Source organism: Brevundimonas sp. (genome assembly GCF_016463485.1).
In the GTDB taxonomy this organism is placed as follows: Bacteria; Pseudomonadota; Alphaproteobacteria; order Caulobacterales; family Caulobacteraceae; genus Brevundimonas.
On the sequence record NZ_JAEMRD010000010.1, the window covers coordinates 1 to 26,036 of the forward strand.

Consider the following 26,036-nt stretch of genomic DNA (forward strand, 5'->3'; position numbering starts at 1 on the left):
CCGGCTGGCCCGGCGTCCTGCTGCACGAGGCCATCGGCCACGGCTTCGAGGGCGACTTTCACCGCAAGGGCTCGTCGGTCTTCACCGGCATGATGGGCAAGCGGGTCGCTGCGCCGGGCGTCACCGTCGTCGACGACGGCTCCATCGCCGGGCGGCGCGGCTCCCTGTCGGTCGATGACGAAGGCACGCCCACCTCGCGCACCGTCCTGATCGAGGATGGCATCATGGTCGGGCTGATGAACGACCGGCTGAGCGCCCGTCAACTGGGCCAGCGCGCCACCGGCAACGGTCGCCGCCAGTCCTTCGCTCACGTCCCCATGCCGCGCATGACCAATACCTTCATGGAGGGCGGCCGCGACAAACAGGCCGATATGATCGCCTCGACCAAGCGCGGCCTCTATGCCGCGAACTTCGGTGGCGGCCAGGTGGACATCACCAACGGCAAGTTCGTCTTTCAGTGTACCGAGGCCTATCTGATCGAGGACGGCAAGATCACCGCCCCCGTGCGTGGCGCGACCCTGATCGGCGACGGCGCCACGGCGTTGCAGAACGTCAGCATGATCGGCGACGACTTCGCCTTCGATCCCGGCGTCGGCGTCTGCGGCAAGGCGGGGCAAGGCGTTCCCGTCGGCATCGGCCAACCCTCGCTCAAGATCGGCGGCCTGACGGTGGGCGGCACGGCGGTCTAGGCTCTTCGCGCGACGCGGGTCCGTCAGGAACCGCCGCCCCTTCGCCGCATTGTGATGGCGCAGGCGTTGACGACAGGGCGGACAAACGGGCTCATCGAGCTCTCATCGGAGGCGGCCTCATGTCCCATCCCCTTCTCGACCGGCTCAGCGAGCCGAAGGTGCGCTGGTGGATCGCGGGCGGCGTCGCTGTCCTGGCCCTGACGCTGGGCGGGTTCGCCCTGACCAACAGGAGCGCAGCGGATGCGGAGAGCGCCACCGGCCCGGCCCTGAACATTGCGGTCGTTCCCCCGGTTGAACGCGAGGTCCAGCCGGGCGACGTCATGGATGTGGGTGCCCTGAACAACGGCTTCGACGGCCGGATGCCCGAGCCCGTACCGAACGAGAACACCGATTACTACGCCGAACAGCCCGCCTATGTGGAAGACGACTGGCGCGCCGACGATCGCGAACCGCCTGGGTACAATGACCGGGGCTATGAAGACCGGGCTCGCTACGAAGACCCGGCCCCACGCCAGGACGATCGTCGCGACGACTACCAGCCCCGCCCCCTGGCCTTCGGTTTCGACGCCCCCCGACCCGACTGGCGTGCCGAACGCGAGGCCCGTCGCGCCGCGATGGAGGCCCGGATGGAAGCCCGCGCCCGAGACGACGCCGACCGCCGCGTCTATTCCTCGTCAGGCGGCCGCCTTTCGCGCGAAAGCGAATTCTACTGAGCCTCGTCCGGCTTCCAGTCCGGTCCGATGACCTCCAGCCCTTGGGCCTCCAGCTGGTCCAGAACACCGCCCGGCTCGGCCAGGATGCGCAGGGGTGCCACCGCCAGGGTGACCCCCGGCTCGGCCAGGGCCGCCGTCGCGGCTTCGGCCCACTGGGTCCGCAACACGGGCGCGATCTCCGGATCGCCTGACGGCCAGCAGACGTTCAGCGCCTTGTCCAGCGGTGTAGCCAGCACGTCGGGCACCCGCAGCGACCGCCATGCCTCGACGCGCGCCATGGCCCCGGCTGGTCCCGCCTCGGCCGCCGCGATCGCCGCCTCGATACAGGGCAGATAGGTCGAAGGCGGCTGGGTGATCAGGTTGTCGATCAACTCATCGCCGCGCACTACCCCCACCGGCTTGCCGTCGACATCGGCCTCTCGCGCCGCACGCCGGACCGCATCGGTCGCGCCCCGCCCACGCCGGTCCAGCCCCGCCCTTTCCAGCAGGTCGAACCCCAGAGCGACGAAGCTCTGGGTGCGCCACCGGTCGCCTCGCTCACCCGCCATCACCGCCTCCAGCCGCCCCTGAAGTTCGGGCGACAGATAGTCGGCGCTGGTCGTGCCGTTGGGCAGGTTGGCGATGGTCCGCATCCGCCAGACCAGCCTCAGCAGATCGCTGATCGAGGCCTCGGCCTGTTGAGGATACAGGATGCGCTGCGACCGCGCCGTCGCCGCCTCCAGCGCCTCGGGACGCCAGTCGAAATCGCGGGGCACCCCACCGATGGCCCCGACCAGGATGACGGTCGAGCCGCCCTGCTCGACCTGCCAGATCGGCGACCCCGCTCGACGCGCGGTGACGACGACGTCATCTACCGAGGTCGCCTCGGGGTCCGGAACGTCCTGAGCAAGCGCCGCAGTCTGCAACGCCAGAGCGCCCAGAACAGCAACGGACACAATATGCCAGCCTGATGTCTTCATGACCAAACAAAGGCGGATGATTACAGAACATCCACCTTAGCCCCCTGTAATATGTCCGAGATTTAATCCACCTGTCCGTCTTGTAACTGGAGACACCGCCCCTGTCCCGGCAAACCTCGGGTCACAAACGAGGGGAACCCCAGGCGATGACCAAGACCATTCTTCTGGCCGGAACGGCCATGCTGTTCAGCGCCGGCGCGGCCTTCGCCGAGCCCGATCCAAAGCCCCCCGTCACGCCCCAGGTCGCCGAGGCCCCCGTGCCCACCGGTCCGACCCAGAGCGCCCCTCTGATGGATGCGAATCAGCGCGGCGTGCTGGTCTTCACCCCCGACTTCTTCGCCGCCCAGCGACCGAACACGGCGCTCGACATGGTCAATCGCGTGCCCGGTTTCTCGGTAGAGGACGGCTCGGGCAGCCGAGGCTTTGAAGGCGCGGTCGGCAACGTCCTGATCAACAACGCCCGTCCGGCTTCCAAGTCCGACACCGGCTCCAACGTCCTGTCGCGCACCACCGCCGCCCAGGTCGAGCGCATCGAGTTGATCCGGGGCGGTGCGCCGGGCATCGACATGCAGGGCTATTCGGTGATCGCCAACGTGATCCTGAAGACCCAGAACAGCCATCAGTCCATCTTCTCCATGGACGGCATCTTCTTCGACGGTGGGCGCGACATCTTCGGGGCCCGCTATCAGTATACCGCCAAGGTCGGTGACCGCTCCTGGGGCGTCACCCTGGCCGACGGCATGGGGACGAGCGATTCCAACGGGCCGGGCCGCAGCATCCGCCGCAATGCCTCCGGCGCGATCATCCGCGACGAGGCCTTCCGCAACGACCAGGGCGGCGGCGGCCAGGCCATTCGTGGCAACTATTCGGGTCCCCTGTTCGGCGGCAAGATCGACGCGACCTCGCGCCTCGGCGTCAACGACTATGAGAGCTGGCAGGAACTGCGCTCCGCGACCGCGTTCCGGCGCAGCGAATACCAGGACGACGAGACCAACGGCGAGTTGGGCCTGACCTGGACGCGTCCGCTCAATCCCCGCTGGACGCTGGAAATGCGGGCGATCCACGAGTTCGAGCAGTCCGAAGACATCTCGACCTCCAATACCCGCATCAACGGCGTCGACGATCCGGTGCAGGTCTTTGCATCCGAAGGCGACGAGTCGGAATCGATCGTCCGCGCCCTGCTGCGTAACGAACGCTCGCCGACCCTGACGTTCGAGGGCGGCGCCGAACTGGCCTACAATATCCTGGACGTGACACAGGCCTTCTCGATCGGCGGAACCAACGTCCCCCTGCCCTCCGCCTCGGTCAAGGTCGAGGAAACGCGCGGCGAGGCCTTTGGCAAGGGCACGTGGCGCGTGCGGCCGAACCTGACGCTGGAGGCCGGCCTGCGCCTCGAAGGTTCGACCATCAGCCAGTCCGGCGACGCCAATCAGGAAAAGTCCTTCTTCTTCGCCAAGCCGCGCTTTTTGGCCACCTGGACCCCCATGGCCAACAACCAGCTGCGTTTCCGCTTCGAGCGTGAACTGGGCCAGCTCGACTTCGGCGATTTCGCGGCCTCGGCCGAGCTCGACGACGGCACGGTGTTCGGCGGTAACGTCGACCTGGAGCCCGAACAGCGCTGGATCTCCGAACTGGCCTATGAGCGCCGGTTCTGGGGCGAAGGCATCGTCTCGATCGGCTATCGCCACGATGAGATCATCGACGTGATCGACCGCCTGCCCCTGCCCGGTGGCCTGTCAGCGACCGGCAACATCGGCGACGGGACCCTCGACCAGCTGTCGCTCAATGTGGTGATCCCGCTCGACAGGCTGAAGATCCCGGGCGGTCGCTTCACCTTCCGCAACGACTGGAACAAGACCAGCGTCACCGACCCGACCACCGGCGAGGACCGACCGATCTCGGGCGTTCGCGCCAGCCAGGCCAACGTCGCTTTCCAGCAGGACATCACCAGCTGGAAGATCCAGTACGGCATCGCCTGGCTGCCCCGCCTGCATCAGGCCAGCTATGACCCGGACCAGACCAATTCTTTCCGCGGTGCCAACTATTTCGAGAGCTTCATCGAATACAAGCCCACCCCGACCCTGTCGCTGCGGGCCCAGCTGAACATCTGGAACGACTTCACGACCCACCGCGAGGTCTATGCGACGCGCACGCCCCGCACCATCGCCTTCACCGAGGACCGCGAGATCGACCCCAACACCTTCGTGTCACTGCGCCTGAGGAAGACGTTCTAGGCTTGAGCGGTGGGTCAGCTGATGGAACCTGACGTCAGAACGCTTCCGGATATCGGCGCAGCGAAAGGATCATGAACGTCGCCAGCAGCAGGAGCCCCAGACAGATGTTCAGTACGCCGGATAGTCCCAGACCCAATCCCTGAGCGATCCCGAAAAGCAGTGGACCTGCCGCCGAGCAGATCGCCACCACTGCGACGCAGGCGCCAAAGATCTCGCCAAATCGCCGAATGCCGAAGAAGCGGCCCATCAGATACGGCAGCGCCGAACCCGCGGCGAAATTGCCGGCCCCCAGCAGGGCGCAGCCGGTCAGGAACAGCGCGGGCTGATCCGACAGGCGCAGCACGACCACGCCGGCGATCGCCAGAAGGAATCCGAAGGCGACCGACCGTGGCGTCTCAAGCCGATCGACGACGACGCCGGAGGCCAGGGCACCGAGGAGACCCGCTCCGGACATAGCCGAAAGGGCCAGGACCGCTATGGAGCGATCGACTCCGACCTCCGTTGCGATCGTCAGCATCTGGCCGGAGACTCCGCTTGCGACGACCCCACCCAGGGCGACGGCGAGGGTGATCATCCAGAAGGGTGCCCGGCTCAACGCCTTGCCGAAATCAACGCCGAAGCCTGGTCCGGCTCCAAGCAGGTCGTCCGCCTGTGCGACCGGCGGGTCGCGGAAGAGGGTCAACAGAACCGCAGCACCGACGATCGCCACGACACCGCCGATCATCTGATACGCGCCGCGCCAGCCGAACTGGTCGATCAGGAGGGCCGCCACCGGTGCCATGAGCGCCGCCGACAGCATGGGCGCGGCGGTGACGACCACGCTCAGGGCCACACCGCGCCGGGCCTCGAACCAGCCGGCGATGGCCTTGGCGTAAGCCACGGGTCCGCTCATCGCCGCCGCCACGCCGAGCGTGACGCATAGCGGATAGAGACCCCAGCCCAAGCGATCGGACCATGAAAGCCCCGCGATCGACAGGCCAAACAGGATCACCCCCGGCAGGCTGACCGCCTTGGGTCCGAACCGGTCAACCGCCCAGCCGGCGGCGACATTGGCCAGGGATGCCGACACGGCCGAGATCAGCAGCAGGCTGGTGAACGTTGACGCTGTGAAGACATGATCCCGGGTCAGCACGTTGAGGAACAAGGGGAAGGTGCCGGCGAAAACGGGCAGGATGCTGAGGGCCATCGCCACCGAAGCGGCGATCAGCGTGTTCCTCGCGGCAGACCGGCTGTTTGAACGGGCAGGCGCCGAAGGCGTGAACGCGCGGTTCAGGGCGGCGACACGGACCACGACGCTGCTGCGGGTGAGAGCGGCGGCGTCAACCATGTCGAAGCCGTGGGGCGCACCCGGCACGACGTGAAGCTCGACCTCCGATCCGGCGTCGAGCAAGCGACGCGCAAACGCCATTCCTTCGTCTCGCAAGGGGTCGGCACCGCCAAGCATCAGGCAGGTCGGCGGAAAGCCGGCGAGCGTCTCGGCGGAAAAGGGGGCCGCATAGCTGAGCGTTGCGCCCGAGGGCGCCGCGGAACCCAGATAGGCGCGCCAGGTCTGGCCAAGCTGCCCGGGCTGCGGGAATGGGGCACCTTCCAAGGTTCGAGCCGAGGCGAACGACGACAGGTGGTCGAGCGCGGGCTGCACCAGCAGGACGAAACACACGCCCCGACCGAGATCGCGGGCGCGGAGCGCGAGGCCGGCGGCGATGGCGCCGCCCGCGCTGGCCCCGCCCAGGGCGATACGCCGGGGGTCCACGCCGAGCGTCTCCGCGTGTTCGGCGAGCCAGGTCAGAACGGCCAGACCATCGTCGGAGGCTGCCGGAAAGGGATTCTCAGGGGCGAGACGATAGTCGACCGAGACCACCAGGCATCCCGCCTGTTCCGCGTAGTCCATGCAGCGGTCGTGTTCGCCGTCGAGCCCACCGACCACGAAGCCCCCGCCGTGGAAATAGATCAGAGCGCCGACAGGATCGGCATGACCGGGCCGGTAGAGCCTTACGGGCACATCGCCCGCCGGACCAGGCAGCCTCCTAGCCTCGACCTGTGCGCTGGAGGGGCCCGAGCGTCGCCGCGCGGCCTCGCCGGCGGCGACGGCGATTCGGACGGAGGCCAGATCTCCTTCCGGGGGTTGAAACAGTGTCTTCAGGGCATCGAAAGAGGGGTCAATTGTCATCAGGGGTCTGCCATGGGCCGCGCCCGGCCCGGTTCAGGACGGCTCGACGAAAGGAATGCCGCGACGTCATGCGCGAGCGAGGGCGCGGATGAGGGCCGATGCGCGCAGCGCGAGAGACGTCTGCGTCGCCGGCGCGGCTTCGACCATTTCGAAACCGTGGGGAGCGCCGGGGAAGAAATGCAGTTCGACATCGACATCGTCGGCCATCATGCGCGACGCCAGCGCCAGGGCCTCGTCGCGTGAGGGATCCTCCGCGCCGATGATCGCAAGTGTCGGCGCGAGCCCGCGGAAATCGCTTGCAGCGAAGGGAGAGGCATAGCTGAGCAGGGGGCCCGTGGGCGGGCTCTTTCCCAGATAGGCACGCCAGGACACCGGCAGATCCCCGGCCCTGAGGAACAGGGTGTCGGTGAAGGTTTGCGCCGAAGGTTGCGAGCAGAGATGATCGACGACGGGTTGCATCAGCAGGACGAATGAAATCGACGCCGAGCCCTCGTCGCGATCTCTCAGCGCCAGCCCGGCCGCCAGGGTAGCCCCGGCGCTGCCGCCGCCCACGCCGATCCGGGTCGGATCGATCTTGTCCCCGGCTCCACCTTCGCGCAGCCAGTTGAGGATTTCCCAGCCGTCGTCATGAGCCGCCGGAAAGGGGTCCTCCGGCGCCAGCCGATAATCCACGGAGACCACGGCGCACTTCCCTAGCGCCGCATAGTCAACGCACCGCGCGTGTTCGGTGTCGAGATTGCCGACAATGAATCCGCCTCCATGAAAGAAGAGCAGTACGCCGGCTTTCTCGACGTTTCGCGGCCGGTAAAGGCGGATGGGAATCGAACGCCCCGCACGCGCGATCAGTTGATCCTCGATCTCGACGTCCGGCGACGTCTTCTTCGGGTGGGCGGCCTGCATGGCCCGCATCATCACGCGGGCCATTTTCAGCTTGCCGATATCCATCGCTGGAAACCGGCGCAGGGGTTCGTAGATCGAGTCGTAGGCCATCGCGCGATTTCCGGCTGGCGAGCTAGAAGCTCGAGGTGAGGGTCAGGCCGTAGGTTCTCGGCGCCTCGTACTGCACGATGCTCGAGATGTCGGAGGCACCAAGGGCGCTGGCGACGGCTTCATCGCCCAGATTCTTGCCCCACAGACGGACACCGATGCGATCGTCCGGCGCACGCCAGCCCAAAGCGAAGTCGAACGTGGAATAGCCGTCCTGCTGGAGGATATTGTCCGATTGGCCAAACCACCCGCTGTTCGCATAGTAGCCGGCGTCCACCGTCCAGGTCCCCGATGTGGTGTATTTCTCGTAGTTGATGTTCAGATTGAAGGTAGCGTCCGGGGTCAGCGGGAGACGATTTCCCTCGGCGGATGCGATGACCGCCTGGGTCCCTCCAGTCGGACGGGGAATAGCGAAGATTGCGTTGGGAAACGACTTGAACCGGTCGTGCAGCAGGCTGAGCCCGGCGCGCAGGGTCAGGCCGGAGACGACATGGGCTTCGATGTCGATATCGGCACCGTAAATCTCCGCGGAGGCGCCGTTGTAATAGCCGATCTGACCGTTCTGATACCGACCCACCTGGATGTTGGCGTAGTCGTAAAAGAACGCCGCGCCGTTGAGCCGGACGCGCCTGTCCAGGAAAACGGATTTGAGCCCGACCTCATAGGCATCAAGGACTTCCGGCTCGAAGGGCGGATCGTTCGGCAGCGCCGCATTGAACCCGCCGCTCTTGAAGCCGCGATTGTAGGAGGCATAGACTAGGACGCCCTCAGCCAATTTGTGGTCGAGCGCTAGACGCCAGGTCGGCTTCTCATAGTCCCTGGAATCCGTGGTCTCGGGAGCCAGGGGGCCAGTCGGTATTCCCCCGACAAGCGTTCCCTCCGTCAGCGACCGGATCGAGCGGGTTTCGGTGGTGTAGCGAAGACCGGCGGTCAGATTGGTGTCGGGACCGATCGCGAATGTCGCCTGGCCATAGGCGGCGTAGGATTCCGTCTTCTGGTTTGCGTGGCTGGTGACAGTCTGGATTGGAAATCGAGGGTTGATCAGAGGCCCTCCGAAGGTGAGTTCGTTGGGATTGAACTTACCGTCGGCGCTGAAATAATAGACGCCCGCCAGCCATTGGAAGTTCGATCCACTGCCTGATTGAAGCTGAAATTCCTGCGAAAATTGCTGGTCGTCCAGCGTCGAGTTCGACAGGGTCAAGGCTGGCGTCGGGGTCAGGTCGGTGTCGAACCTCAGGTAGCTGGAGGACTCCCGGTAGGCCGTGATGGACAAGAAATTCAGATCGCCAATGCCCTGCTCCCATCGCAGGCTGGCACCACCGCCGGTCAGCGACTGATCGGGATCGATGTCGGAGTCGATGTCCCACGGCGAGCCCGCGAAGGCGGGGCCAAACAGGGGCTTGGTGCCCGGCGCCTGGTGAGAACTGACCGTGCCGCTGCCCTCGCGACCCAGGTAGTCGACAATAAGCTGGATGTCCGTCGAGGGGCCGGGTGAGAAGACCCATTTGGAGCGGACGGCGAAATCCTCCTCTGTGCGATAGACGTCGTTGCCAGTGTTGAGATTGACCCCGTAGCCTTCGCCCTGTCCCGCAATCTGGATCGCGAGGTCAGCAGCCAGGGTGTCGGTCAGGCCGCCCGCGAGATACAGGCTGGCCGAAGCGGACTCATAGTTGCCGTAGGTCGCGCTGGCCTGGCCGGTGAACGCCTGACTGGGTTCGCGCGTGGTGATCTGGATCAGGCCGCCTGTGGCATTGCGGCCAAAGAGTGTGCCTTGCGGCCCCTTGAGAACATCGATCTGGGCGACGTTGTTCAGGCCCAGCAGCGAACCGGCACCTGAGGCGTAGTAAACCCCATCGACATAGGTCGCGATGGAGTTCTCGAGCCCGGCCCCGTAGGCCGTAGTACCGATCCCGCGGATGCGGGGAACGAGAAAACCCGCGGACGCCTGGATATGAAGGCCCGGTGCCAGGTGGTTCAGGTCGGTGATGTCGGTAGCGCCCGCCGAGGCGAGCGTTTCCGCCGAAACGACGCTGACCGCGATCGGCACGGACTGAAGATTCTCACTGCGCCGCTGCGCTGTGACGACCACTTCATCCAGTGAGGTAGCCTGCGAAGCAGGGCCCGCTTCCTGAGCGATCGCTGCTGATGGCAGGAGTCCCGCCAGCAACAGTCCGACGTACAATCTTGTATCGATCATCATGTCCTCCCTCTCGGCTTGGGAACGTGGATCGTCCTCTGCCTTATCATTACCTCTGGCGTATCGTCATAATGACGTTTCGTCAATCTGGTTTTTTGGTTGACGTCGGCGGATCGCGCCGTGAGACAGGATCCAAATGCCAAGGGCGGAGACAATCGAGATTGAGGGCTCTGAGCCCTTCAGAACGCGGGTCGGGCGTGAAAAACGCGCGCGGACGCGGGCGCGCATCCTGGCGGCGGCCTTCGGACTGTTCGATGAGAGGGGAATGGACCGCGTCACTGTCGATGACGTGCGGGACGCCGCCGGCCTGGCCCGGGGATCCTTCTACAACTATTTCTCGACCTACGAAGACATGCTCAAGGATATGGCGGCCACCATTACGGCCCAGCTGAACACCGAGCAGTCCTTGTTCTTTGATCATCTGACGGATCCGGCCGAGAGGATCTGCCGGAACATTCAGTATACGATTCTGAGATTATCCTCTGACCCGTCCTGCAGCGGGGTCATGGTTCGCGTGACTCCGCTGATCGGCCCGGCGACGCCACACATGCGCCAGCACGCCGAGGCGTCGATGCGGCAGGCCCAGGTGATCGCAGCCATCGATGTGCCATCTCCTGCTGTCGCCATGGATATGGGCTATGGACTCGTCGTCATGCTTATCCGACGGGCCATGACCGACGGCCTCGCCGTTGGTGATATAGAGGCCGCAGGGCTGATGCTGCTTCGCGCCTTCGGCGTTCCGGAGGACCGCGCCCAGGCGATTGCGGCCGCTCCGCTGCCGACGATGCCGAAAGAGCCTCTGCGACACGCCATCATTCAGGCGGGCCTGTGAAGGCCACCCACGCCAGCTTGATGATTCAGTCGGCGGCCGGAAGCACGGTGGCTCGACAGTCGCCGAATCCGATCGGAACGAAGCCCTCCGCTTTCGCGCGCCCCTTCAGGCAGACTTCGTCGCCGTCCTGAAGAAAGGTGCGTGTCTGACCATTCGGCAGCGTCAAAGGCTGGCGCCCGCCCTCCGTGATTTCCAGCAGGCTGCCGTAGCCCTCACGATCCGCCGAGGACAGGGTCCCGGTGCCCAGAAGGTCGCCGGGCTGAAGTTCGCAGCCGTTCGAGGCATGGTGGGTGACCATCTGAGCCGCCGTCCAGTACATTTCCGCCGCGCGACTGCGTGTTATGATGGCCGGATCCTGACGCGTGGCACGCATCGCGGCTGTCGTCAGCGAAATCTCGAGTTCGATCGCCAGACCGCCTCGTGCCTGGTCGCGTTCATCCCAGAGATAGGGCAACGGCGCGGGGTCGTCGGCCGGACGTGCCGGCTGAGGCCGGCGGAAGGGCTCCAGAGCTTCGCTGGTGACGATCCAGGGAGAGATGGTGCTGTGAAAATTCTTGGCCAGGAAAGGGCCGAGCGGCTGATATTCCCAAGCCTGAACATCACGTGCGGACCAGTCGTTCAACAGGCAATATCCGGCGATGTGGTCACCGGCCTCGGCGATGCCGATGGACTCGCCCAAGGCGTTGCCCTGTCCGATCCAGAGGCCCAGTTCGAGTTCGAAATCGAGCCGGCCGACCGGTCCGAACGACGGCACCGTGGCCCCGGTCGGCAGGGTCTGTCCGCGAGGTCGCCGAACGGGAACGCCTGACGCCCGGATCGAGGACGCCCGTCCATGATAGCCGATCGGCACATATTTGTAGTTGGCCAGCAGCGGATTGTCGGGCCGGAAAAGCTTGCCGACATTCGTCGCGTGATGAATGCCGACGTAGAAATCCGTGTAGTCGCCGATGCGCGCGGGAAGTCCGAGGCTGACGTCCGACTGGCGCAGGAGATGGGGTTGAACGCGGCCGGCGTATGCCCGGTCTGACAGGAGCTGGGAGAGTTTGCGACGCAGCGCCACGCGCCGCGAGGGCGGCCAGGCGAGGACCACGTTCAGGGTCGGTCCGACGAGGTCCGCAGCCTCGAAATCCGACAACAGACCGTCGGTGGCGCTACCGGCGAGATCGAGGACCAGGTCGCCGATGGCCACGCAGGGCCTCGGGCCGGCACCGTCGGCGGTAAACACGCCAAACGGCAGGTTCTGGATCGGGAAATCGGTGTCCCCGTCCGCGCTTGCGACCCAACTCCTTAGATCTGGATCGTGAGTCTCGTCCAGCCCGGGGCGCGTCACCGGAACGCCTCCGGCTTGACGAAGCCGGCCCAGCAGTCGTCGTAGTCAAGATGGACAAGCGGTGTCTCAACGGCGAAGCGGCTCGGCCGGATGACCAGCCGGGTTTCGAACATGAAGGCCATGGTGTCAGAGATCCTGTGCGGAGTCAGATCGTCGACGATCGCCTTTTCGTAGGTGGCGCGATCAGGCCCGTGACCATTCATCTGATTGTGGAGAGAGGCCCCACCGGGCGCGAAGCCATCGGCCTTGGCGTCATAGGACCCGTGGATCAGGCCCATGAACTCGCTCATCACATTGCGATGGAACCACGGCGGGCGGAACGTATGCTCGGCGACCATCCACCGCGGAGGAAAGATGACGAAGTCACTGTTGGCGGTACCGGACGTATGGCTGGGACTGGTCAGCACGGTGAAGATCGACGGATCCGGGTGGTCGAAACTGACCGTATTGATGGTGTTGAACCGCCTCAGATCATAGGCGCAAGGCGCGAGATTGCCGTGCCAGGCGACGACGTCCAGCGGACTGTAATCGAGTTGCGTCGCCCACAATCCGCCCTGGAACTTCTGGATCAGTTCCGTCGAAACATCCCGATCCTCGAACGCGGCCGAGGGCGTTTCGAAATCACGCGGATTTGCCAGGCCGTTCGAGCCGATGGGCCCCAGGTCGGGGAGCCGGAACGCCGCCCCGTAGTTTTCCAGGACATAGCCACGCGCCGTGGGCTCGCAGAGCTCGACGCGGAACCGCAGTCCCCGGGGAACGAGGGCGATCTGCAAGGGCTCAACGATCAGAACGCCCATCTCGGTCACGATCCGCAGGCCGCCGACCTCCGGCACGATAAGCAGTTCACCGTCGGCGTTCATGAAGACACGATCCGCCATGGACCGGTTGGCGGCGTAAAGATGGATGGCGACGCCGTCTCCGGTCGCCACGTCCCCCGTCCCCCCATAAGTGACCATGCCGTCGACGAAATCGGTCGCCGCTTCGGGCAGTGGCAGCGGGTTCCATCGCATCCGGTTCGGCGAGGCGTTGGCGGCATCGAATGGCGAGGACTGCAGATGCGGCGCGCCGGCGTACCGCTCGAACGGCGGGTGGTTCGCACTGGGTCGCAGACGGTAAAGCCAGGCCCGCCGGTTCTCCGTTCTCGGCGCGGTGAAGGCGGTGCCCGACAGCTGTTCCGCGAACAGTCCGAACGGGGTGCGCTGCGGCGAATTCTGGCCGATCGGCAGGGCACCCGGGATCGCCTCCGTCGAGAAGTGATTGCCGAATCCGGGCATCATCGCCCCGGCCGGCGCGGTGCCCGCCCCGTTCGCCACCGTGTCGTGCGACGTCATCGGATCAGGCGTCGATCGTGATGACGCCACGGCGGATCTGGTCCAGCTCGATCGATTCGAACAGGGCCTGAAAATTGCCGTTGCCGAAGCCTTCGTTGCCCTTGCGCTGGATGATCTCGAAGAAGATCGGCCCAAACAGGTTCTCGGTGAAGATCTGCAACAACAGACCCTCGTCGCCGACGTTGCCGTCCAGCAGAATCCGGTTCTTGCGAAGCCGCTCGAGATCCTGGCCATGTCCCGGCACGCGCTTGTCCACCAACTCGTAGTAGGTCTCAATCGTGTCCTGAAGCTTCACGCCCCGCGCGCGCAGTTTCTCGACGGTGTCGAAAATGTCGGCCGTGGTCAGTGCGAGGTGCTGAATTCCCTCGCCGTTGTACTGCCTCAGAAACTCCTCGATCTGGCTGTGATCGTCCTGGCTCTCGTTGAGAGGGATGCGGATCGCCTTGTCGGGCGCGATCATCGCCTGGCTGAACAGGCCGGTCGCCTGGCCCTTGATGTCGAAATACTTCTGCTCTTCGAAGCCGAAGACGTCCCGATAGAAGCTCGACCAGGTTTTCATCTCGCCTCGGCGGACATTGTGGGTCAGGTGGTCCAGCAGGTCGAGGCCGACGCTGTTCTCGGCCTCGGCCTCGGCTGCGCCGGGCACAGGGGTCCACGCCGAATAGATGTCGTGGTCGACGAGATAGAGATTGGAGCCGCCGATGCCCTCCAGGACGAAAGACCCCTCGCCCAGAACGCCCGGCGCCGCGTCGCCGGCCCGAGCCCCGCGCTGGATCGCCGCGGCGAAGGCTTCGGCCGCGTCGGCGACCCGGAAGGCCATGCCGTTGGCCGAAGGCCCATGGGCCGCCCGAAACGCGGCCGACTGCCCTGCCGGATCCTCGTTTACCAGCAGGCTGATGCGTCCCTGCTTGTATCGCGTGACCGGCCGCGTTGGATGAGTGTGAGCGGCGACGAAGCCCAGCTGTTCAAACAGGGCCTTCATCGCCGCCGGATCCGGGCTGGTAAACTCTGCGAACTCGAAGCCATTCAGGCCCAAGGGATTCAGGCGATCGGACATTGTCGAGCCTCGCGATTATAGTTGCATATGAAACCTCATTTGCCTCTGTAGACGAGAGAGTCAAGCCGGAAATTAGGTTCATTGGGTGCTAACCTGACCGTCCCCGGTCTCAGCGAGTTATAGTTGCACACGAAACCAGGCGCTGCGGATGCCTCAGGGCAGCCTCGTCAAAACCGAGGCCGTCCGATGCAGCTTACGCAGCTGCTGCTTGAGCTGCGAAACCTCCTCGGGGCTCCACTGGTCGAGCAATGCGGCCTCAAAGGCGAGCGCCACCGGCGCGATGGTTCGATACAGGTCGAGCCCGGCGGCACTGAGGGACAGGATGTGGGACCGGCCGTCCCGCAGGTTGTCTCGCCCTTCTATCAGGCCCCGGTCAAGCAGGCCCTTTGCGGCCCGGCTTACCGTCACCTTGTCCATGACGGTCTTCTGTCGCAGCTCGAGGGGGGTAGCCTCGCCGCCGCCGCCGAGGACAGCCATTAGTCGCCACTGAGGGATCGTAACGCCGAACTTCGCTTCATAGGCGCTCGCGATCCAGTTCGAGACTTCGTTGGAGGCCACCGACAATTGATAGGGAAGATAGTCGTCGAGCCGAAAGTCCCGGGGCCTCAACTTTGACGGTTTTGGCGGGGGTGCCGCCGGCTGTGGGTCGGTGACAAGCGGCTGCCTCCTGACCTCCTTGGGGTCCGATCGCGTCAGTTTCGCCAATGCCTGCCCCAAAAGAAGATGCGGGCCGGAGGCCGACCGCATTCAACCCTAGCCGTGTCATCGACTTTCGCAAAACCGCGCCTCGGGGACAGGCAGCGACCTGTCGTCTCAACCTGCGCTTGACCTCCCAGCACACTTCGATACAATGTATATTGTAGACAATCTTGTCTCCATTGGCTCCGAACATGCTTTCGTCGCGCGCAAATGTTTCCGATTTTCTGGACCGCTCGCGCGCGGTCGCCCCTGCGTTCGCCGCCTTCCTTTTTACCGGCTTTCGATACGCCGGATAAGGCTTGGGCCCTGGGCTCTGACCTCTCCGGCGACCGCTCCGAACGAGCGGCCTGCGCTTGCGCGCACCTCCGTCGAAGTCAGTCCGAAGGTTCTCATGTCTCGCCACACCCACTCCCTCACCGCCCACCCGCCTGAAGCTCCGGAAGGACTCTGGTCCGAAAGGGCCATGCATCCCTCCCTGGCTCAACTTCGCGACGAGATCGACCGGATCGACCTCGAACTCATGGAAAGGTTCGAACGGCGCCTGGCGGTCGCGGCCCGGATCGGCGCCGCCAAGGATGCAGTTACAAACGCCGGACCTCACATAAGGCCGGATCGGGAGCAGGCGATCCTGGATCGACTGACCCGCCTGGGGCTGGAGGAGAACCGCTCCGCGATCTGTGCGATCTGGCGCGAGATCATGGGATGGAGCACCGCCCGCCAAGGCAGATTGCAGGTTCGGGTCTGGTCCCCCGGTGATGCGTCCCGGACGCTCGACGCCGCGCGCCGACGCTTCGGCGCAGCCGCTGACATTCAGCTTGTCCAGAGCGCCGAGGAGGCTCTTGACCATGCGATGAACCGGTGCGGCGTCTCGGTTCTGCGGGTCAACAGCGATGCCTGGTGGGTCGGCCTGCGTCGCCAGTGGTCGGAGCTGAGCGTCTTTGACGGCCTCGGCCCGGTCGGAGGCGCACCCACGGCCCTCGCCGTCGGCAGGATCGATCCCACCGCCCTTCCTGCCGGCCGGCGGGTCGTGGTGAGCGCCGGCGGAGACGCGGGCGACGGCGGCGGATCGCGTCGATGGGGGATCACCTCCCACCACGGCTGGACGCTCGCGCTGACGGACGCCTCGGGGGCGGGCGAGATCGAGGGATGGGTGGGATCGATCGCATCGGATCAGGACGACGTCGCCTATTGATGCGCGCACTTAAGGCGACCATTCCAACGTGGAATGGTCGCCTCAAGCTTCGGGGAGATCCAGGGATCTTCGCGCGATCTCAGTCGCCGAAATTGACCTTCAACTGGACGCCGAAGGTGCGCGGATCCGCGACAAGGCCGACGCGGGCGACGAACTTGTCGAAATCCGGCACGGCGCCGCCGCCCCGGTAGTATTCTTCGTCGGTGATGTTATCGACCCAGCCCGACAGGGCCCATCGGCCGTCCGGGGCCATATAGGTCAGCCTTGCGTTGACGATCGCGTAGTCGCTGGCCCGCAGGGTGTTCTGGTTGGACACCGTGTCACCCTTCAGTGTCGAATCCACGCTGAAGCGCGTAGTGGCGCCGCCTGCCAGGTCCCAGTCATAGTCGAGGCCCAGGCTGACGGTATACTCCGGCACGTCGTCCAGCCGGTCGCCAGACTTGTCGACGATCTCGAACGGCGGACCATCCGTGATCGTGGGATTGAACTCCTCGACGAAATAGTCGCGGAACTCCGCCCTGAGCAGAGAGACGCCCGCGCGCAGGCTGAGTGCGCGCGTGGGCTGGGCCTGGGCTTCCAGTTCGAACCCTTCGATCCGGGCGTTCGCGGCATTGCTGGTGACGACGAGCCCCTGGGCGTTTGTGCCCGCCACCTGAAGGTCGCTGAATTCCACGAGGAAGGCGGCCATGTTCACGCGCAGCCGACGATCGAACAGTTCGCTCTTGAGCCCCAGTTCATAGTTATCGGCGACTTCTGGCCGGAACGGTATCACGTCGGCCGCGCTGTTCGCCTGACCGTTGTAGCCGCCACTCTTGAAGCCGCGCGCGTAGCTGACGTAGCCGTTGATGTCGTCCGAGAACGCATATTCCAGCACCACCTTTGGCGTGAACTTCTCCCAGGTCTCATCGTCGGCCGCCGAATAATCGCCCTCGGACTGGAACAGCGAATAGGGGTCGCCGCCCGGCAGCCGCGCCGTGGACGTCCCGACGATCTCCACGGCCTTGTTCTCGCTGGTGTAGCGCATACCCAGGGTGGCGCTCAGACGATCCGTCAGATCCCAGGTCGCCTGGCCGAAAGCGGCATAGCTGTCCGTGTCGACGTTCTGGATGAACCGGGCCGTACTGTCCTGGGCGTCAGGCGACCCCGGTCCGAGCAGGCCGTCATCGTCATTGTCCGGATCGCCCGGTTGACTGGATGGAACCCGCGCCTTGAGGAAGATGCTCTGGTCGCGTTCACCTTCTTCATGGAACCCATAGACGCCCACCGTCCAGTGAAGCCGGCCGCCGAATGAAAGGGGACCGTCGTCGCGGGAAACCAGTCGGAGCTCCTGACTCGTCGACCATGTGTCTTGGTCCGAGAAGAAGTTGTTGATCAACCGTTCGGTCCGGTCGATGTCCTCCACATTGTAGCTTTCCTCGGTCCGGTAGCCGGCGAGCCAGACGAGGTCCGCCCCGCCCAGGTCGCGCGTGACCTTGAGCGATCCGCCCCACTGCTCGATGCCCTGGCTGCCGTTGGTCTCGCTGCGGGCCGAGCGGATATCGGCCTCCTGGGTCGGGAACTCATCGACCTCGAAGAAGTCCTTCAGAATGTAGCGATCTCCCGGATTGTCAGCGATCACGCTCTTCAACACCCCGTCCTGCTTCGAATCCGAATAGTCGAGAACCAGATCGACCTGGGTCAGGTCGTCGGGGCGGAATCGAAGCGACCCGCGAACGCCGAAGACCTCGATATCATTGGCACGCTCGCCCGTCGTCAGGTTGGTATAGGCGCCGTTCCGCTGGTGCGAATAGGCGGCGAGACGTCCCTGCAGACCGTCCGCGATCGGGCCGCTGACATGCCCCTGATAGGTCTGGAGCCCCAAGTCGCCCAGCTCGGCCGACGCCTGGCCTGAAAATGTCCCGGTCGGGGCGGCGGTGATAATGTTGATGACGCCACCTACGGCGTTCTTGCCGTAAAGCGTGCCTTGCGGGCCGCGCAGGACCTCGACGCGGGCGATGTCATAGACCGCCGCGTTGGCCTCGCCAGGCTGCGAGATATAGATGTCGTTGATATTGACCGCGACGCCGGCGTCGGTGGTCAGGTCTTCGTTCGACCGGCCAATCCCCCGGATGATGTAGGATTCGTTGTTCACCTGTTCGGCGAAGATCTGCAGGCTCGGTGTGAACTCCGACAGATCCTCGACGCTGTCGACGCCGCGCTCCTCCAGGAACTGCTCGGTCAGCGCCGTGATGGCGATCGGCGTGTCCTGGATATTGGTGGCTCGCCGTTCCGCGGTGACGATGATTTCTTCGACCGTCGTGGTCTCAGGCTGGACCAGGACTGCGGTCTCCTGAGCATAAGTGCGGCTGGCGGCCCCCAGGGCCATGACCATGCTGGCACCGGCCAGCAGACGGATTCGGGTCCCGTGCATGTTTTCATCCTCCCTAGTCGCCGTTCGTTGACGGGCGATCACATTAGCCGTTCCAAGGACGGCAATCACCAATCTGCATATTGTCGACCATTTGACAATCCATCGCTTGCATTTGGTCGACAATATGCCAGAAAGATGTGACGAGGTTGCCGTTTAGAGCGACGCGCGGGAGGTGTGTTTTGACAACGAGAACAACTGCCGGACACAGCGAGGCGCAACCGGGGCCGTTCGACAGCCGCGCGCTGTCCACAATCCAGATCACTGTCTTCGCCATCTGTTTCATGATCGCGGCGCTGGACGGATTCGACACCCAGGCCATGGCCTTCGTGGCACCGGCGCTCGGCCCGGACTGGGGACTCGAACATCATCAACTCGGCCCCATTTTCAGCGCCAGCCTCGTAGGCAGTCTGATGGGTGCCCTTTTGCTGGGCCCCGCCGGAGACCGCTGGGGCCGCCGCCCCGTCCTTATCGCGTCAATGCTCGTCTTCGGCCTGACGTCCCTTGCGCTGACCCAGGCGACGACAGTGCCCGAACTCATGGTTGGGCGGCTTGTCACCGGACTGGGCCTCGGCGGCGCCGTTCCGGCTCTGATCGCCCTGACGGCGGAGTATTCGCCACGGCACCGCAGGGCGAGCTTGATCATGCTGATGTTCAGCGGCTTCCCCATCGGCGCGGTCGCGGGAAGTCTGCTGAGCGCGTGGATGATCCCTGTATTCGGTTGGGAAGCGGTTTTCCTCGTCGGCGGGCTCGCTCCCCTGGCCGCTCTGCTTGTGGTCATTCCGCTTCTTCCGGAGTCTCTGGCGCATCTGAAGGCGCGCGGCGCGGACGGCAAGGCGGCGAGAATACTGGCCCGCGCCGGTGCGCCCCTCGATGCGGCCGCCCTGCATGTTGAGCCGCACCACCGAGCCCAGGGATCGATTCGCCAGCTCTTCGAAGAGAAGCGAGCCGTAGGAACCCTGCTGATCTGGACGACCTTCGCTCTCAGCCTGCTCCTGTCCTATTTCATTATCAGCTGGCTGCCGACGCTCATGCGCGAGGCCGGCCTACCGGTGCGGGGCGCGCTGCTCACCTCGGCGGCGCTCAATCTGGGCAGCGTCGCGGGCAGTCTCGTCTTCGCGCGCATGGTCGATCGCCGGGGGCCGCACGGCATACTGGCCTCTGCCTATCTCGTCGGCGGCGTCATGGTCGCGCTGATCGGCATGGCGACAGGCTCGATGGGCCTTCTCATCGCCGCCGTCGCCGCAGCAGGCTTCTTCAGCATCGGCGCCCAACTCTGCATGGCGGCCGTAGCGGCGGAATACTACCCCGAGCGCCTGCGCGGAACCGGCATAGGCTGGTCCATGGGCATCGGCCGGATCGGCGCGGTCGCCGGCCCGACCATCGCCGGCGTGCTGCTGAGCTTCGGGATTGAACGCGGCCCGCTGTTCATCATCGCCGGTGTGGTCTCGGTCCTGGCCGCAACCTGCGTGTGGCTGCTCGGCCAGTACGGTCGACGCGTATGACGGCTCCGGGCAAACGCTGGTCTACCGTCATCACCGGCGGCCTGGATCGCACCCCCCACCGCGCCTTCCTGCGCGCCATGGGCCACGACGACCGGGCCATCGCCCAGCCCTTCGGTGCCCTGGTCTCCACCGGCGGCTCGGTCACCCCCTGCGCCATGACCTTGGCGCCCCAGATCGCCTACGCACGAGCCGGGCTGGAGGGGGCCCAGGTCACGCCGTTCGAGTTCTCCACGATCACCGTCGCCGACAGCATGGGCATGAACCACCCGGGGATGCGGTTCAGCCTGGTCTCCAGGGAACTGATCGCCGACTCGATCGAGGCGGTGATGACCGCGCACGGCTACGACGGGCTGATCGGTTTCGCCGGGTGCGACAAGACCCTGCCAGGAATCATGATGGCCATGGCGCGGCTCGATCGGCCCGCGGTCTTCTTCTACGGAGGCGCCGCCCTCCCGGGTCGCTGGCGAGGCGAGGAGACGGCGATCGTCGATGTCTATGAAGGCGTCGGCCGGGTCTATGCCGGCGAGATGAGCGTCGAGGATCTCGACGACCTTGAACGGAACGGAATCGGTTCGCTCGGCTCCTGCGCCGGCCAGTTTACGGCCAACACCATGGCGATGGCCGCCGAGGCCATGGGCTTGGCCCTGTCCCATACGGCTATGACGCCGGCAGTCGCGGCGTCCCGCAGCGCCCTGGCCAGACACGCCGGCGAGACCCTGGCGCGGTTGATCGCCGATGGCGGGCCCCTGCCCTCCGACCTGATCACGCGCGAATCGCTCGAGAACGCGGCGGCGACCGTCGCCGCCACCGGCGGCTCCACCAACGCCGCCCTGCACCTGCCCGCCATCGCGCACGAACGCGGCATTCGCTTCACGCTTGAGGACGTCGGAGCCGTGTTCGAGCGGACTCCGCTGGTCGCGGACCTGAAACCGGGTGGACGCTTCTGGGCCAAGGACCTGCATGCCGTCGGCGGCGTTCCCACCGTGCTGCGCGCCCTGCTCGAGGCCGGAGCCCTGCACGCGGACCAGCCGACCATCTCGGGCCTTTCCATAGGCGAGATCGCCGCCCGGGCCGCTCCGCCCGACGGCGCGGTGGTCCGCAAGGCAGGCTCGCCGATCCGGTCGACCGGCGGCGTGGTGGTCCTGACCGGAACGTTGGCCCCGGCGGGCTCGCTGATCAAGACGGCCGGCCTGGCCCGTAATTCACATGAGGGGCCGGCCCGGGTCTTCGAAAGTGAAGAGGAGGCCGTCGCGGCCGTGCGGGAGCGCCAGTATGAAGCCGGCGACGTCCTGGTGATCCGCAACGAGGGGCCCAAGGGTGGTCCGGGCATGCGCGAGATGCTGGGCGTTACGGCCCTGATTTACGGCCAGGGCATGGGCGAGGCGGTCGCGCTGCTGACCGACGGCCGGTTTTCCGGCGCGACCCGGGGCATGTGTATCGGCCACGTCGGCCCCGAGGCCGCGGAGGGCGGACCGCTGGCCCTGGTCGAGACCGGAGACCGCATCCGCATCGACACCGAGGCCCGCCGCCTGGACCTGTTGGTCGCAGAGACGGTGCTTGCCGCCCGGCGCGCGCGCTGGTCGCCCCGCCCTTGCGAAGACCTGCCGCCGACCCTGTCGAAATACGCCCGTCTGGTCGGTCCTGCCGACCTGGGCGCGGTGACCCACTGACCCTCTTTTGAAGCCGAGTTCGCCATGATCCTTCCCCCGCCCCCCGATCCCGACATCCGCGCCGCCGTGGAACAGCTTCTCAGCGAGTTCTGTCATCGCATCGACAATGGCCTGGGCGCCACGATCCACGAACTGTTCGTCGACGATGGCCGGGTCGAGACGCCCGCCTTCGCCCTGACCAGCAAGACGGAGATCGAAACCTTCTTCACCGCCCGATCGGCGAACAAGGGCCGGGTCAGCCGTCATTACTGGAGCAACCTGCGCCTGACCGTCGACGGCGATCGCGTCGACGCGATCACCAATGTCATGACCGCGGTAAGCGAGGGCGGCCGTCAGCAATTGATGGGCGGCAGTTCGTTCGACTCCTTTATCAGGACGGCCGACGGCTGGGCCTTCACAAGCCGTCGCCTGGAGCTGGTCTTTTCCGGCTTCATGGCCCCGGAGGACGCGGAATGAAGATCGCGTCCTTCTCCACGGGCGGCGGGGCACCCCGTCTCGGCCTCGTCTTCGGCGACCAGATGGCCGACGTCGGCGTGTCCGACCCCACCCTGCCCACGGACCTGCGGGCTCTGCTGCTCGCCGGCGACGAGGCCATGGCCGCTCTGTCGAGAGCTGGGGAAACCGCGCCGCGCCTGCCCCTTGCCGCCGTCGCCCTTCATGCGCCGGTCGCTGACCCGCGCAAATTCCTCGGCCTGGGCCTGAGCTTCAAGTCCCACGTGGCCGAACTCAAGGCGAAGGGTGTGCCGATCGAAATGCCCAAGACCCAGCTCTGGTTCAACAAGCAGGTGACCTGCGTCACAGGCCCGAATGACCCTATCCACATGCCTCGTGTTTCCAGCCAGCTTGACTACGAGGGCGAGCTCGCCGTGGTGATCGGCAAGCGCGCCCGTCATGTGAAGGCCGATGACGCCATGTCGTTCGTGGCCGGGTTCATGATCTGCAACGACGTCAGCGTCCGCGACTGGCAGATGCGAGCCCCGACCGCCACCCTCGGCAAATCCTTCGATACCCATGGCCCGACCGGTCCCTGGCTGACGACCCCGGACGAGGCCGGCGATCCCCATGACATGCGCATCCGCACCTGGGTCGACGGCGACCTGCGTCAAGACGGCTCGACCCAGGACTTCATCTACTCGATCGGCCAGATGATCGAGGAACTGTCCACGGTCTTCACCCTTGAGCCTGGCGACATCCTGAGCACCGGCTGCCCGCCGGGGGTCGGCGCCCTTATGGATCCTCCGCGCTTCCTGACGGTCGGCCAGACGGTCGAGATCGAGGTCGGGGGCCTGGGCCGAATCTCCAACACCGTTACGGCCGAACCATGAGGGCGGCCCAGTTCTCGGTCTTCGGTGCGGCACCCGATGTCCTGAAGGTCCTCACCGACGCACCTGTTCCGGAAATCGGCCCGGATGACATTCTGGTCGACAACGGGGCCACTACCGTCAACCCGATCGATTGCGCCGTGCGGGCCGGCTACGGAAGCGCCTTCTTCCTCCGCGAGGGACTGATCCGCATTCCACTGATTCCCGGGCGAGACGTCGCCGGCGTGGTGGCTGCGGTCGGCGCGAATATCTCCGATTTCAGGGTGGGGGACCGAGTCTACGCCGGCGTTCCGAACTTCGCGTCCGCCGAACAGGTAGGGCTGCCGGCAGCGTGGGCCGCACCTGCGCCCCTCACCCTTTCGACTCCAGAAGCGGCTTCCCTGCCCTATGTCGCGCTGACCACCTGGACCGCGCTCGTGGACATCCTCGGCCTCACGCCGGAGACGACGCAAGGCAAACGGGTCGTCGTCCCACGCGGAGCCGGCGGAGTCGGCAGTTTCGCGATCCAGCTGATGAAGGCCTGGGGCGCCCATGTCGCGACCGTATGCAGCACCCGTAACGTCGATCTCGTCCGGTCGCTGGGCGCGGATGTGGTTGTCGACTACACCCGGGAGGACTTTCGGGAGGTCCTGAAGGACTACGACGTCGCCTTCGACACCGCTTTCGATACGGAAGAGGGTTTGCTGGGTACGCTGAAGACGGGTGCCGACGCCGCCTATGTCAGCATCGTGACCCCCAAGCTGCACATGATTGATCAGTTCGGTCTGGAGGATGGCATCGCCCGGGGGGAGGCCTTCCTCGCCGATCGGAAGGCTCAGCAGGCGCGACTGGGGCGCCGATACGAATGGGCCTTCATGAAGCCCAACGGGGCGGCCTTGCGGACCATCGCCGCCCTCGTCGACGAGGGTCGCATCCGGCCGGTCATCGATCGCGTCTACGGCCTGGACCAGATCGTCGACGCCCACCTGTATTGCGAGACCAAACAGGCCCAGGGCAAGATCGTGATCGACATCACGCGCTGACCCGGTACTCCTCCGTCTCCGCCAGCGTGGTCAGACGCTGGCGGAGGTTGTCCTCGACATGGGTCAGATGTGCCTTCAACCCCTTGACCGCCCCGGCCTTCGAACGTTTCAACAGCGGATCGATGAAGGTGTCATGCTCGTCACCCGGCATCACGCGGGGTTCCGGGAAGCCATTGACGTTCTGCACCCTGATGATCTGTCGCGAGACGACATGGTGTGCATCGATGACCGGCTGGTTGTGGCTGGCGACCACGATCATGCGGTGAAGCGCGTTGTTCAGTTCAAACGCCTTGACCGGATCGACGGCGCGCTTTTCTTCCTCGTGCGTGGCGGCGATCGCCTGCAGGTCGCCGTCCGTCGCCGCATCGCAGGCGAGTTCGATGGCCAGGACTTCTAGCGTCCGCAGCAGGGTGTAATTCTGGAGCACCAGCGGCAGGCTCGGGGCAGAGACGACGGCCCCACGATTGCGAAGCAGTTCAAGCAATCCTTCAGCAGCCAGCACCTGATAGGCCTCGCGAAGCGGTGACCGCGAGATTCCGAACCGTTCGCACAGCGCGCGTTCCTGCAGGCGCACGCCGGGCCGCCACACGCCGCGAATGATCTCGTCGCGGAGGCGATCAAGTACCTGAGCCTGCAGGGAGTGAGGCTGCAGCTTAAGAATCTCAGCGGTGTCGTCGTTCATCATTCTGGGGTCCTGGCTACGTCGCCGACAAGATCTTGTCGGCGAAGCGGCTTGTATCGGGGCGGCGGGCCGGCTGGGAGAGTCGGGGCAGGATCGCCAGATCGTCTCCGCCGAACCCCTTCGTCTCCGCTGTAGAGTAGATGAGTTCTAACGTTTCGGCCAAGCGAAGCGACAGGCCTTCCTGACGACCTTCGCTCGCGACTTCGCGGACGTCTTTGAGCATTGTAGCCACTTCGCTGATCCGCGGTTCCAGAGTCTCTGCCGCCATGCGCGGTCCGAAGATCTGCAAGGGCAGAGAATCCGCGTAACCTCCGGCAAGCGCAGCGGGCAGACGGGCGGGGTCGATGCCGAAGGCGTGCGCGAGTGTCACGGCCTCCGAGATGGCGATCATCGTCGCTGAAACGATCAGCTGATTACACAGCTTGGCGCCTTGGCCGGAACCGGACGGACCCATGTGTGTGAACCGGCGTGTAAGTGCCTTCAGCACGGGATCCACGGTGGCCATGTCTGCCGCGTTTCCCCCGCAAAAGGCCACCAGGGAGCCCGATGCCGCCGCCGAGGGGCCTCCGGACACCGGGCAGTCGATCCAGGGGGAGCGACCCCTTGCAGCCGCAGCCTCCGCCAGCACGCGGGTGGCTTCCGGACTGCTGGTCGAAAAGTCCATGATCAGCACCCCTGGCGCGGCCTCGAGGATGCCGTCGCGCGCCAACAGGACGCTGCGCAGCGCCTCGGCGTCTGTCAGGCAGGTCGCGATGACGTCGGCGCCCGCGACCGCGTCGGCGGGCGTCGGCGCAAGCCGCACGCCATAGGCCGCCAGAGGCGCAGCCTTGGCCTTGGTGCGATTCCACGCGGAGACCTGCAAACCCTTCTCGGCCAGCCGACGCGCCATGGGGAACCCCATGATGCCCGTGCCCAGCATCGCGATCTTCATGTTCGACTCCCGACCATTTCAACAATATTGCATATGGTCGACAATCTTCAAAGATCGGACTTCCGTCCGCAGGTGGTCTGCGGCATGTCCAGCACCGTGATTTGACCAGG

General features: G+C 65.4%; 22 protein-coding genes. 10 read left to right on the forward strand and 12 right to left on the reverse strand.

Annotation, left to right across the window (positions count from 1 at the left end; genetic code table 11):
- The coding region (locus JHC99_RS03040; protein WP_292151987.1) for a metallopeptidase TldD-related protein at positions 1 to 689 on the forward strand (689 nt) is incomplete at its 5' end.
- A 119-nt stretch (positions 690 to 808) separates the two neighbouring features.
- Positions 809 to 1,402: a hypothetical protein gene (locus tag JHC99_RS03045; RefSeq protein ID WP_292151988.1), complete on the forward strand. Its 594-nt coding sequence runs from the start codon at positions 809 to 811 to the stop codon at positions 1,400 to 1,402.
- Here the strand turns inward: JHC99_RS03045 and JHC99_RS03050 are convergent.
- The gene (locus tag JHC99_RS03050; RefSeq protein WP_292151989.1) at positions 1,396 to 2,337 is read right to left on the reverse strand and encodes a TraB/GumN family protein; all 942 of its coding nucleotides are present in this window, start codon (positions 2,335 to 2,337) and stop codon (positions 1,396 to 1,398) included. The genes JHC99_RS03045 and JHC99_RS03050 overlap by 7 nt on opposite strands.
- Before the next feature lie 170 nt (positions 2,338 to 2,507).
- Between JHC99_RS03050 and JHC99_RS03055 the strand changes: the two genes are divergently transcribed.
- Positions 2,508 to 4,595: a TonB-dependent siderophore receptor gene (locus JHC99_RS03055; RefSeq protein WP_292151990.1), complete on the forward strand. Its 2,088-nt coding sequence runs from the start codon at positions 2,508 to 2,510 to the stop codon at positions 4,593 to 4,595.
- A gap of 34 nt (positions 4,596 to 4,629) precedes the next feature.
- On the opposite strand, the gene JHC99_RS03060 is transcribed toward JHC99_RS03055, so the two are convergent.
- The 3 genes from JHC99_RS03060 to JHC99_RS03070 all read right to left on the reverse strand — a co-directional run bounded on the left by JHC99_RS03060 (position 4,630) and on the right by JHC99_RS03070 (position 9,946).
- Positions 4,630 to 6,762: an MFS transporter gene (locus JHC99_RS03060; RefSeq protein WP_292151991.1), complete on the reverse strand. Its 2,133-nt coding sequence runs from the start codon at positions 6,760 to 6,762 to the stop codon at positions 4,630 to 4,632.
- 66 nt (positions 6,763 to 6,828) lie between these two features.
- Positions 6,829 to 7,752, reverse strand: a complete 924-nt coding sequence (locus JHC99_RS03065) for an alpha/beta hydrolase (RefSeq protein WP_292151992.1) — start codon at positions 7,750 to 7,752, stop codon at positions 6,829 to 6,831.
- Between the two features lie 22 nt (positions 7,753 to 7,774).
- Positions 7,775 to 9,946 (reverse strand): TonB-dependent receptor, encoded by a 2,172-nt coding sequence (locus tag JHC99_RS03070; protein ID WP_292151993.1) that lies wholly within the window; start codon positions 9,944 to 9,946, stop codon positions 7,775 to 7,777.
- A gap of 136 nt (positions 9,947 to 10,082) precedes the next feature.
- On the opposite strand from JHC99_RS03070, the gene JHC99_RS03075 reads away from it, so the two are divergent.
- Positions 10,083 to 10,778 (forward strand): TetR/AcrR family transcriptional regulator, encoded by a 696-nt coding sequence (locus tag JHC99_RS03075; protein WP_292151994.1) that lies wholly within the window; start codon positions 10,083 to 10,085, stop codon positions 10,776 to 10,778.
- A 25-nt stretch (positions 10,779 to 10,803) separates the two neighbouring features.
- Here JHC99_RS03075 and fahA read toward each other — a convergent pair whose 3' ends face one another.
- From fahA to JHC99_RS03095, 4 genes are all read right to left on the reverse strand, one after another.
- Positions 10,804 to 12,108 carry a fumarylacetoacetase gene (gene fahA, locus JHC99_RS03080; protein ID WP_292151995.1) on the reverse strand — a complete coding sequence of 435 codons (1,305 nt, stop codon included), beginning with the start codon at positions 12,106 to 12,108 and terminating at the stop codon, positions 10,804 to 10,806.
- Complete coding sequence (gene hmgA, locus JHC99_RS03085; protein ID WP_292152027.1) at positions 12,105 to 13,385, reverse strand: homogentisate 1,2-dioxygenase; 1,281 nt, start codon at positions 13,383 to 13,385, stop codon at positions 12,105 to 12,107. The genes fahA and hmgA overlap by 4 nt, the downstream gene beginning before the upstream one ends.
- Positions 13,386 to 13,443: 58 nt before the next feature.
- Positions 13,444 to 14,496, reverse strand: a complete 1,053-nt coding sequence (gene hppD / locus JHC99_RS03090; protein ID WP_292151996.1) for a 4-hydroxyphenylpyruvate dioxygenase — start codon at positions 14,494 to 14,496, stop codon at positions 13,444 to 13,446.
- A gap of 153 nt (positions 14,497 to 14,649) precedes the next feature.
- Complete coding sequence (locus JHC99_RS03095; RefSeq protein WP_292151997.1) at positions 14,650 to 15,243, reverse strand: MarR family winged helix-turn-helix transcriptional regulator; 594 nt, start codon at positions 15,241 to 15,243, stop codon at positions 14,650 to 14,652.
- A gap of 415 nt (positions 15,244 to 15,658) precedes the next feature.
- Between JHC99_RS03095 and JHC99_RS03100 the strand changes: the two genes are divergently transcribed.
- Complete coding sequence (locus tag JHC99_RS03100; protein ID WP_292151998.1) at positions 15,659 to 16,387, forward strand: chorismate mutase; 729 nt, start codon at positions 15,659 to 15,661, stop codon at positions 16,385 to 16,387.
- Positions 16,388 to 16,466: 79 nt separating this feature from the next.
- On the opposite strand, the gene JHC99_RS03105 is transcribed toward JHC99_RS03100, so the two are convergent.
- The gene (locus tag JHC99_RS03105; protein WP_292151999.1) at positions 16,467 to 18,797 is read right to left on the reverse strand and encodes a TonB-dependent receptor; all 2,331 of its coding nucleotides are present in this window, start codon (positions 18,795 to 18,797) and stop codon (positions 16,467 to 16,469) included.
- A gap of 43 nt (positions 18,798 to 18,840) precedes the next feature.
- Complete coding sequence (locus JHC99_RS03110) at positions 18,841 to 19,080, reverse strand: hypothetical protein (protein WP_292152000.1); 240 nt, start codon at positions 19,078 to 19,080, stop codon at positions 18,841 to 18,843.
- On the opposite strand from JHC99_RS03110, the gene JHC99_RS03115 reads away from it, so the two are divergent.
- From JHC99_RS03115 to JHC99_RS03135, 5 genes are read left to right on the forward strand one after another with little or no spacing between them, the layout of a single operon-like run.
- Positions 19,079 to 20,299, forward strand: coding sequence for an MFS transporter (locus JHC99_RS03115; RefSeq protein WP_292152001.1), 1,221 nt, complete (start codon positions 19,079 to 19,081; stop codon positions 20,297 to 20,299). The genes JHC99_RS03110 and JHC99_RS03115 overlap by 2 nt on opposite strands.
- Positions 20,296 to 21,969, forward strand: coding sequence for a dihydroxy-acid dehydratase (locus JHC99_RS03120; protein ID WP_292152002.1), 1,674 nt, complete (start codon positions 20,296 to 20,298; stop codon positions 21,967 to 21,969). The genes JHC99_RS03115 and JHC99_RS03120 overlap by 4 nt, the downstream gene beginning before the upstream one ends.
- A 24-nt stretch (positions 21,970 to 21,993) precedes the next feature.
- Complete coding sequence (locus tag JHC99_RS03125; protein WP_292152003.1) at positions 21,994 to 22,425, forward strand: nuclear transport factor 2 family protein; 432 nt, start codon at positions 21,994 to 21,996, stop codon at positions 22,423 to 22,425.
- Positions 22,422 to 23,294 (forward strand): fumarylacetoacetate hydrolase family protein, encoded by an 873-nt coding sequence (locus JHC99_RS03130; protein WP_292152004.1) that lies wholly within the window; start codon positions 22,422 to 22,424, stop codon positions 23,292 to 23,294. Before JHC99_RS03125 ends, JHC99_RS03130 begins: the two co-directional genes overlap by 4 nt.
- Positions 23,291 to 24,313 (forward strand): zinc-binding dehydrogenase, encoded by a 1,023-nt coding sequence (locus tag JHC99_RS03135; RefSeq protein ID WP_292152005.1) that lies wholly within the window; start codon positions 23,291 to 23,293, stop codon positions 24,311 to 24,313. The genes JHC99_RS03130 and JHC99_RS03135 overlap by 4 nt, the downstream gene beginning before the upstream one ends.
- On the opposite strand, the gene JHC99_RS03140 is transcribed toward JHC99_RS03135, so the two are convergent.
- Both JHC99_RS03140 and JHC99_RS03145 read right to left on the reverse strand, forming a co-directional pair.
- Positions 24,303 to 24,995, reverse strand: coding sequence for a GntR family transcriptional regulator (locus tag JHC99_RS03140; RefSeq protein WP_292152006.1), 693 nt, complete (start codon positions 24,993 to 24,995; stop codon positions 24,303 to 24,305). The two genes, JHC99_RS03135 and JHC99_RS03140, sit on opposite strands and share 11 nt — an antisense overlap.
- Positions 24,996 to 25,011: 16 nt before the next feature.
- Complete coding sequence (locus JHC99_RS03145) at positions 25,012 to 25,926, reverse strand: NAD(P)-dependent oxidoreductase (RefSeq protein ID WP_292152007.1); 915 nt, start codon at positions 25,924 to 25,926, stop codon at positions 25,012 to 25,014.
- Positions 25,927 to 26,036 lie beyond the last annotated feature (110 nt).

What these genes read in the sequence shown, in the direction of transcription:
- JHC99_RS03045 (WP_292151988.1), top strand. Translation starts at nt 809, where the DNA reads ATGTCCCATCCCCTTCTCGACCGGCTCAGCGAGCCGAAGGTGCGCTGG.
- JHC99_RS03055 (WP_292151990.1), top strand. Translation starts at nt 2,508, where the DNA reads ATGACCAAGACCATTCTTCTGGCCGGAACGGCCATGCTGTTCAGCGCC.
- JHC99_RS03060 (WP_292151991.1), bottom strand. Translation starts at nt 6,762, where the DNA reads ATGACAATTGACCCCTCTTTCGATGCCCTGAAGACACTGTTTCAACCC.
- JHC99_RS03065 (WP_292151992.1), bottom strand. Translation starts at nt 7,752, where the DNA reads ATGGCCTACGACTCGATCTACGAACCCCTGCGCCGGTTTCCAGCGATG.
- JHC99_RS03070 (WP_292151993.1), bottom strand. Translation starts at nt 9,946, where the DNA reads ATGATCGATACAAGATTGTACGTCGGACTGTTGCTGGCGGGACTCCTG.
- JHC99_RS03075 (WP_292151994.1), top strand. Translation starts at nt 10,083, where the DNA reads ATGCCAAGGGCGGAGACAATCGAGATTGAGGGCTCTGAGCCCTTCAGA.
- hmgA (WP_292152027.1), bottom strand. Translation starts at nt 13,385, where the DNA reads ATGATGCCCGGATTCGGCAATCACTTCTCGACGGAGGCGATCCCGGGT.
- hppD (WP_292151996.1), bottom strand. Translation starts at nt 14,496, where the DNA reads ATGTCCGATCGCCTGAATCCCTTGGGCCTGAATGGCTTCGAGTTCGCA.
- JHC99_RS03095 (WP_292151997.1), bottom strand. Translation starts at nt 15,243, where the DNA reads ATGCGGTCGGCCTCCGGCCCGCATCTTCTTTTGGGGCAGGCATTGGCG.
- JHC99_RS03100 (WP_292151998.1), top strand. Translation starts at nt 15,659, where the DNA reads ATGCATCCCTCCCTGGCTCAACTTCGCGACGAGATCGACCGGATCGAC.
- JHC99_RS03105 (WP_292151999.1), bottom strand. Translation starts at nt 18,797, where the DNA reads ATGCACGGGACCCGAATCCGTCTGCTGGCCGGTGCCAGCATGGTCATG.
- JHC99_RS03115 (WP_292152001.1), top strand. Translation starts at nt 19,079, where the DNA reads ATGATCGCGGCGCTGGACGGATTCGACACCCAGGCCATGGCCTTCGTG.
- JHC99_RS03110 (WP_292152000.1), bottom strand. Translation starts at nt 19,080, where the DNA reads ATGAAACAGATGGCGAAGACAGTGATCTGGATTGTGGACAGCGCGCGG.
- JHC99_RS03120 (WP_292152002.1), top strand. Translation starts at nt 20,296, where the DNA reads ATGACGGCTCCGGGCAAACGCTGGTCTACCGTCATCACCGGCGGCCTG.
- JHC99_RS03125 (WP_292152003.1), top strand. Translation starts at nt 21,994, where the DNA reads ATGATCCTTCCCCCGCCCCCCGATCCCGACATCCGCGCCGCCGTGGAA.
- JHC99_RS03130 (WP_292152004.1), top strand. Translation starts at nt 22,422, where the DNA reads ATGAAGATCGCGTCCTTCTCCACGGGCGGCGGGGCACCCCGTCTCGGC.
- JHC99_RS03135 (WP_292152005.1), top strand. Translation starts at nt 23,291, where the DNA reads ATGAGGGCGGCCCAGTTCTCGGTCTTCGGTGCGGCACCCGATGTCCTG.
- JHC99_RS03140 (WP_292152006.1), bottom strand. Translation starts at nt 24,995, where the DNA reads ATGAACGACGACACCGCTGAGATTCTTAAGCTGCAGCCTCACTCCCTG.
- JHC99_RS03145 (WP_292152007.1), bottom strand. Translation starts at nt 25,926, where the DNA reads ATGAAGATCGCGATGCTGGGCACGGGCATCATGGGGTTCCCCATGGCG.